The sequence below is a fragment of the Streptomyces sp. NPDC005899 genome (assembly GCF_040629645.1).
Taxonomy (GTDB): domain Bacteria; phylum Actinomycetota; class Actinomycetes; order Streptomycetales; family Streptomycetaceae; genus Streptomyces.
In genome coordinates this window covers 20,404-27,027 of sequence record NZ_JBEXWB010000054.1, presented here as the reverse complement: position 1 = coordinate 27,027, position 6,624 = coordinate 20,404, and the positions used below count along the sequence as shown (strand labels likewise).

Sequence of the window (6,624 nt, the reverse complement as noted above, 5' to 3'; positions counted from 1 at the left end):
GTGCCCACGGCGGGCCTGAGCCCCGGAGCGGCCCCGCCGCCCCGGTGCTGCCGTGGGCGTCCGGGCCCGCTCATCGGTCGACCCGCACGGCCGCCCCCGTGAGCTGGTCGGCCAGCAGCCGGATGTCCGCGTCCACCATGATCCTGGCCAGCTCCCGCGACTTCACCTCGGGCTTCCAGCCGAGCAGTTCCTCCGCCTTGGAGGCATCCCCGATGAGGGCGTCGACCTCGCTGGGACGCTCGTACTTGGGGTCGTAACGGACGTGTTCCGCCCAGTCGAGGCCCGCGTGCTCGAAGGCGCACTCCACGAACTGCCGCACACTCACGCCCTCTCCGGTGGCCACCACGTAGTCGTCGGGGGTGTCGCGCTGCAGCATCCGCCACATGGCGTCCACGTACTCGGGGGCGTACCCCCAGTCCCGCACGGCGTCGAGGTTGCCCAGGTGCAACCGGTCCTGGAGGCCCGCCTTGATCCGGGCCACCCCGCGGGTGATCTTGCGGGTCACGAAGGTCTCGCCGCGCCGGGGGGACTCGTGGTTGAAGAGGATGCCGTTCACCGCGAACATGCCGTAGGCCTCACGGTAGTTGACGGTGGCCCAGTAGGCGTACACCTTGGCGACGCTGTACGGGCTGCGCGGGTGGAAGGCGGTGCCCTCGTTCTGCGGGGGCGGGGTCGCGCCGAACATCTCGGACGAGGACGCCTGGTAGATCCGTGTCTCGATGCCGCTCGCCCGCACCGCCTCCAGGAGCCGCATGGTGCCGAGGCCGGTGACGTCGCCCGTGTACAGCGGTGCGTCGAACGACACCCGGACGTGGGACTGCGCCCCGAGGTTGTACACCTCGTCGGGCTGTATCTCGCGGAGGAGGTTGACCAGGGCGACGCCGTCGGAGAGGTCGGCGTGGTGCAGGACGAAGGACCGGTCCGCTTCTTCGGGCCCCTGGTATATGTGGTCGATCCGCTCCGTGTTGAAGCTCGACGAACGGCGTATCAGGCCGTGGACGGTGTACCCCTTCTCGAGCAGCAGCTCCGCCAGGTACGAACCGTCCTGGCCGGTCACGCCGGTGATGAGCGCGGACTTTGCCATGACTCCCCCCTTCTCTGGTCGCCCGATGGGCGGTTGGTGCACCGAAAAATCATCATCTGAGCGGCTTATGGCAAAACATCACCGAGGTGTCGTACTCCTGGCACAATCCGAGCCATGACGACTGACCTCCCCGGCCCTTCCCGGGCACCGGCCCGCCCCTTGCTGGGTCCCGGCTCCCGCATATTCGTCGCGGGCCACCGCGGCCTCGTCGGCTCGGCGCTCGTGCGCCGCCTCGCCGCGGACGGCCACGAGGTGGTCACCCGTGGCCGCGACCGGCTCGACCTGCGCGACGCGGCGCCGACCGAGGCATTCCTGCGCGACGTGCGGCCCGACGCCGTCGTGCTGGCCGCCGCCAAGGTGGGCGGGATCATGGCCAACAGCACGTATCCCGTGCAGTTCCTGGAGGACAACCTGCGCATCCAGCTCAGCGTCATCGCGGGTGCGCACGCCGCGGGGGTCCCGAGGCTGCTCTTTCTCGGCTCGTCCTGCATCTACCCCAAGCACGCCCCCCAGCCGATCCGGGAGGACTCGCTGCTCACCGGCCCGCTGGAGCCGACGAACGAGGCCTACGCGCTGGCGAAGATCGCCGGTGTCGCCCAGACCCAGGCGTACCGCCGGCAGTACGGCGCCTCGTACATCAGCGCCATGCCCACCAACCTCTACGGCCCCGGCGACAACTTCGACCTGGAGACCTCGCACGTGCTCCCGGCGCTGATCCGCAGGTTCCACGAGGCGAAGGAGAGCGGGGCGCCGGAGCTCACCCTGTGGGGATCCGGCAGCCCGCGGCGCGAGTTCCTCCACGTCGACGACCTCGCGGCCGCCTGCGTACGGCTGCTGGAGGCGTACGACGGGGACGAGCCGGTCAACGTCGGCTGCGGCGAGGACCTCACGATCCGCGAACTGGCCGAGACCGTCCGCGAGGTGACCGGATACCGGGGCGCCATCGCCTGGGACACCTCGAAGCCGGACGGCACCCCGCGCAAGCTCCTCGACGTGTCCCGGCTCTCCTCCCTCGGCTTCGCGCCCCGGATCCCCCTGCGCGAGGGCATCGCCCGCACCTACGCCTGGTGGCTGGACGGGCCGGGGCCGAAGGGCTGAGCCCCCGGCCGGCCGTGTCCGGGCACGCCGGGACCCTCCCGGGTGCCCCGCCGGGGCTCCTGGCATCCGCCGCCCTCCCACTCAGTACGCCCCGCGGCCGTCGGTGACGGCACGCACCGTGCGGGCGAGGAGCCCCACGTCCGTGGCCACCGACCAGTTGTCGACGTACCAGAGGTCCAGCGACACCGTCTCCTGCCAGGACAGGTCCGAACGCCCGCTGACCTGCCACAGGCCGGTCAGGCCCGGCCGCACCGCCAGCCGCCGCAGCTCCCGTTCGTCGTAGCGGGACACCTCTTCGGGCAGCGGCGGACGCGGACCGACCAGGGACATGTCACCCCGCAACACGTTGAGCAGCTGCGGGAGCTCGTCGACGGACGTACGGCGCAGAGCGTGGCCGACGCGGGTCACCCGCGGATCGCGGCGCATCTTGAACATCGGGCCCCCGCTCTCGTTCGCCGAGGAGAGCTCGTGCCTGCGCGCCTCCGCGTCCGCGACCATCGTGCGGAACTTCCACATGGTGAAGGGCCTGTTGTGCCGCCCGTGCCGGGTCTGGCGGTGGAACACCGGCCCGGGCGACGAGAACCGCACCGCCAGCGCGACCACCACGAACAGCGGGGCCAGGACGAGCAGGCCCAGTGCGGCGCCGACCCGGTCCACCAGGCCCTTGAGCACCGCCTGCGGACCGTGCCGCAGCGGCGGCGCCACGTGCAGCAGCGTCAGTCCGGCGGCGGAGGCGGGGCGCACCCGGCCGGCCGCGACACCCGGCAGGTCCGAGAGCACGCAGAGCGCCAGACGGCTGTCGTGCAGGCCCCACGAGAGCCGGCGCAACCGGTCCTCGCCGAGCTGCGGACCCGGTGCGATGAGGACCAGATCCGCGTCGTGGGCGAAGGCGCCGCCGAGCACCGTGGACACGTCGTCGTCCGCGGGCTCCGGAGCGAGCCGGCCCGGCACCGGCACCCCGCACCGGAGCACGTCCGGCCCCACCGGTATGGCGGCGACCGGCGTGTACCCCGGGGCCGTCCGGGAGTTGAGCAGCCCGACCGCACGGTCCAGCCCCGCGGCCTCCCCGACGACCAGCACCCGGCGCACCGCCCTTCCCTGCCCGGCGGCCCGCCGCCGGTCCGCCATCCGCGCGAGCCCGGCCACGACCGGCCCGGGCACCAGTGCCGCGACGGCTGTCGCCGGCTCGGCGGAGGTGCCCGTCAGGGCCGCCAGCACGGCGAGTATCCCGACGAGGACCAGCCAGTCGCCGACCTGGTGGTACGGGGCCGCGGTCTCGGACGCGCCCGGCAGGCGGTCCGCGTACCGGCCGCGCACCGCTCGCACGCCGGCCCACACGAGTGCGGCCAGGACCCCCGCGAGCAGCGGTCTCGGCTGGCCGACCGTGTGCAGGACGGCCCAGGCGGGAACCCCCAGTCCCAGCAGGTCGGCGAGGACGAGGACGGGCACGCGCGTCGACGGTCTCTTCCTGGACTGCGGCCGGCCGGCGTGGTCGGGCCGTGCGGTCGGTGCCCTCCACAACTGCTCGAGGGCCGCCGTGCGGTGAGGTGCCTGCGGGCCCCGCTGTCGCGGAGCTCCCGCGACACCCACAGGCCCGGATATCTCCCATTCAGGTAATTCGACATGCCCCATGAACCCCCCAGCCACAGTCGCATCCCCATAAACGGGACGCATCCGTCGATCCCGTGGACTGACGGATGCGCCTCGCTCGGTGCACGATATCCACACACGTGCCATTTCGCTGGAGTTCCCGTGAAGTTCAGACACCGCGCAAGCACCCCGTCCCGGAGTATTCCGGAACGATCTCCGCGGTTGTGGGCAGTTGTTCGGATCTGATGTCTTCGGTGCTGTGGTGTGGGGCCCTGCGCCGGTGACGGGCCGTCCGGCGGGAGGGCTCCGCCGGCCCTGCCCGATCGTCCTTGCGTACATCCTCGCGTCCCGGGCGCGCGCCGGCGCGCCGGCCCCGCCCGCGCGCCTCTCCCCGCGGTGTTCCGGCCTCCGTATGCTCCTGTCTGCTCTGCTGGCCCGTCCGCTTCAGGAGGCTTTATGGCGTCACGTCCGATGTACTGCTCCACCTGTGACACCGACGAGGAGCATCGGCCGCTCACCGGCGACGAGAAGGCCTGGCTCAGGAAGCGCACGGGCCGTAAGGCCGTGGAGGAGTTCTTCATGTGCAAGGCGCCGGAATGCCGCAATCTGCGCACCGGCTTCAACAAGCGCCCGTTCGACCCCGTCATCCGGGTGCCCCTGCCCGACTGACACCTGCCTCCGGGGTGGCGCGAAGACGGGTGCGGGGCGGAGGAGTGGTCAGTTCCTCCGCCCCGCGCCCCGTCGGCTCCGGGTGGGACGTGCCGCCGTGCCGCGACCCCGGGAGGGCCGGGTGACGGGGTGGCCGGCCGCGCCGGCCGGATCAGCGGATGTCGGTGACCCGGTGCTCCCGCAGGGAGGCACAGTTGGAGTTCTCCACCGACACGTACACGTTGCTGATGTGGCCGCCCCAGCTCACGCAGTGGCCCTTGCCGTAGACGTATCCCGGCCCCGCGTAGGACGTGAAGGCCCCGGAGTCACCGGCGTAGGCGTCGGTGTCGGGGACGTAGATGTAGGTGGACATGTCCTTGGCCGTGCCCGGGTTGGCGCGGATGGTGGCGACGCAGTTCTTCCCGTTGGACGGGTTGTACGTCAGGTAGACCGTGCCCAGCGAGCCGATGGGTGCCGTGTTGACGGTCTTGTAGGCGCTGCCGCACACACCCTGCGGTGTGACGTTGGGTGCGGCGGAGGCGGTCGTGGTCAGTCCGGCCGTGGCACCCACCACCAGTGCGGTGACCGCTCCGGCTGCGGCGATGTTGCGTGCTGTTCGCATATTTCCCCCATATGCCTCGAGGAGCGGTTTGCTCCCACTTGATGTGACCCCCGAGTGGCACGGATGGTTGTATCCCGGGAGCGCGCAACCCGGGAGCAGTTCGTCCTCCCCGCCGGCGGACGGTCCGTCCCCTCCGCAGGATTTGACGCTCCGTGAGGAACAGCGCGCGGGCAGCCGCGGCCGAGCCGTGGTGGCGCCCTCCGGCGGCCCACCCACGGCAGGCGCCCCCGCGGGTCGCAGCGGCCCGGGCCGCCGGCCGTGCGGTAGGCATGGGGGGTGTCCGATGCGAGGGGTCGCCGCCGATGGAGTCGCACCAGGTGGATGATCCCGTGGGGCGTCATCCTGTTCGCGGTCGTCGTCGACCTGGTCACCCCCCACGAGGTGAGCAGCGCCCCCCTGCTCGCGGTGGCGCCCGTGGCCGCCGCACCCTTCATGAGGGTCCCTTCCATCGTCGCCGTGGGCCTGGTCTCCATGGCCGTCCACGCCGGACTGGTGGCGGTGGACGGCACCTTCGGATGGCGCCTGGGCGTCGCACGCCAGCTGACGCTGGTCTGCGTGATCGTGCTGGCGGTGCTGCTGCGCCGCACGATCGAACGCCACGAGAGGGCGGCCGGCCGCGCCCAGCGGGTCGCGGAGATCGCCCAGCGGGCGCTGTTGCCCGATCCGCCCGCGGACATCGGCGGACTGCGGATCGCGACGCACTACGCCCCCGCGGACGAGGAGATCCTCGTGGGGGGCGACTTCTACACGGTCCGGGCGTCGGCCGGGACCGTCAGGGCGCTCGTCGGGGACGTACGGGGCAAGGGACTGGCCGCCGTCCAGGCGGCCAACGTGATCGTCGGGGCCTTCAACGCGCTCGCCGACGACGCGTCCGGCCTGGAGGAGGTGGCCGAGCGGCTGGACCGGCAGCTCCAGCGGGAGGGGGAGCGCCGGGGCGGGCTGGAGCAGTCCGAGGGCTTCACCGCGGCGGTCCTCGTCGAGCTCCGCGCCGGACGCGATCACGTGCGCGTACTCAACCGGGGTCTGCCCTCGCCCCTGGTCCTCACCCCCGAGGGCCTGGTGCGTGAACTCGCCCCCTCGCGGGAGGCGCCACCGCTCGGACTGTCGGCGCTGGGCCGCTTCGACGTGGCCGCCGACACCTTTCCCCTGCCGCCCGGCTCGACCCTGATCTGCTGTACGGACGGGCTGACCGAGGCCCGCGACGCCCGGGGGCAGTTCTACGACCCCGTCGCACGCCTGCCCCGGCTGCTCGCACGGCACGGTGCGCGGCTCGCGGCGGACCCCGGCCTCCTCCTGGGCGCGCTCGCCGCCGACGCCGAGCGCCACGCGGACGGCAGGCGCTCCGACGACCGGGGCATGCTCGCCCTGTACTCCCCGCCCTCATCGGTGGACGGGTCCCCGCCCCACCCGGAGGAGCCGGCCCGCCGGCGCTGAGGGGGAGGCCGGAGGCAGTGCGCGAGGTGCCGCCCCGCAGGCGAAGAACCAGCTCAGGCGCGCGTGCGGCTTCCGTGGGGGACCCACCGGAAGCAAAGATCACCCATCGGTGTGTTTCCATGTTCGGGACGGCTGCATCCGATGGGGC

At 72.5% G+C, this 6,624-nt stretch carries 6 protein-coding genes; 3 read left to right on the top strand and 3 right to left on the bottom strand.

The window, feature by feature from the left end:
- Positions 1–70 precede the first annotated feature (70 nt).
- Positions 71–1,084 (bottom strand): GDP-mannose 4,6-dehydratase, encoded by a 1,014-nt coding sequence (gene gmd, locus ABZ371_RS10125; RefSeq protein ID WP_358676167.1) that lies wholly within the window; start codon positions 1,082–1,084, stop codon positions 71–73.
- A 114-nt stretch (positions 1,085–1,198) separates the two neighbouring features.
- On the opposite strand from gmd, the gene ABZ371_RS10120 reads away from it, so the two are divergent.
- Positions 1,199–2,182, top strand: coding sequence for a GDP-L-fucose synthase (locus ABZ371_RS10120; RefSeq protein WP_358676164.1), 984 nt, complete (start codon positions 1,199–1,201; stop codon positions 2,180–2,182).
- Positions 2,183–2,263: 81 nt separating this feature from the next.
- Here the strand turns inward: ABZ371_RS10120 and ABZ371_RS10115 are convergent, their stop codons facing one another.
- Positions 2,264–3,814, bottom strand: a complete 1,551-nt coding sequence (locus tag ABZ371_RS10115) for a sugar transferase (RefSeq protein ID WP_358676161.1) — start codon at positions 3,812–3,814, stop codon at positions 2,264–2,266.
- A gap of 414 nt (positions 3,815–4,228) precedes the next feature.
- Between ABZ371_RS10115 and ABZ371_RS10110 the strand changes: the two genes are divergently transcribed.
- The gene (locus tag ABZ371_RS10110) at positions 4,229–4,441 is read left to right on the top strand and encodes a hypothetical protein (RefSeq protein WP_358676158.1); all 213 of its coding nucleotides are present in this window, start codon (positions 4,229–4,231) and stop codon (positions 4,439–4,441) included.
- Between the two features lie 151 nt (positions 4,442–4,592).
- On the opposite strand, the gene ABZ371_RS10105 is transcribed toward ABZ371_RS10110, so the two are convergent.
- Positions 4,593–5,042 (bottom strand): spore-associated protein, encoded by a 450-nt coding sequence (locus ABZ371_RS10105; RefSeq protein ID WP_358676155.1) that lies wholly within the window; start codon positions 5,040–5,042, stop codon positions 4,593–4,595.
- A gap of 321 nt (positions 5,043–5,363) precedes the next feature.
- Here ABZ371_RS10105 and ABZ371_RS10100 point away from each other — a divergent pair, with 321 nt between their 5' ends.
- Positions 5,364–6,476 (top strand): PP2C family protein-serine/threonine phosphatase, encoded by a 1,113-nt coding sequence (locus ABZ371_RS10100; RefSeq protein ID WP_358676152.1) that lies wholly within the window; start codon positions 5,364–5,366, stop codon positions 6,474–6,476.
- Positions 6,477–6,624 lie beyond the last annotated feature (148 nt).

Bases quoted from the DNA above. Each gene is read 5' to 3' on its own strand.
- gmd (WP_358676167.1), bottom strand. From the start codon at position 1,084: ATGGCAAAGTCCGCGCTCATCACCGGCGTGACCGGCCAGGACGGTTCG.
- ABZ371_RS10120 (WP_358676164.1), top strand. From the start codon at position 1,199: ATGACGACTGACCTCCCCGGCCCTTCCCGGGCACCGGCCCGCCCCTTG.
- ABZ371_RS10115 (WP_358676161.1), bottom strand. From the start codon at position 3,814: ATGGGGCATGTCGAATTACCTGAATGGGAGATATCCGGGCCTGTGGGT.
- ABZ371_RS10110 (WP_358676158.1), top strand. From the start codon at position 4,229: ATGGCGTCACGTCCGATGTACTGCTCCACCTGTGACACCGACGAGGAG.
- ABZ371_RS10105 (WP_358676155.1), bottom strand. From the start codon at position 5,042: ATGCGAACAGCACGCAACATCGCCGCAGCCGGAGCGGTCACCGCACTG.
- ABZ371_RS10100 (WP_358676152.1), top strand. From the start codon at position 5,364: ATGATCCCGTGGGGCGTCATCCTGTTCGCGGTCGTCGTCGACCTGGTC.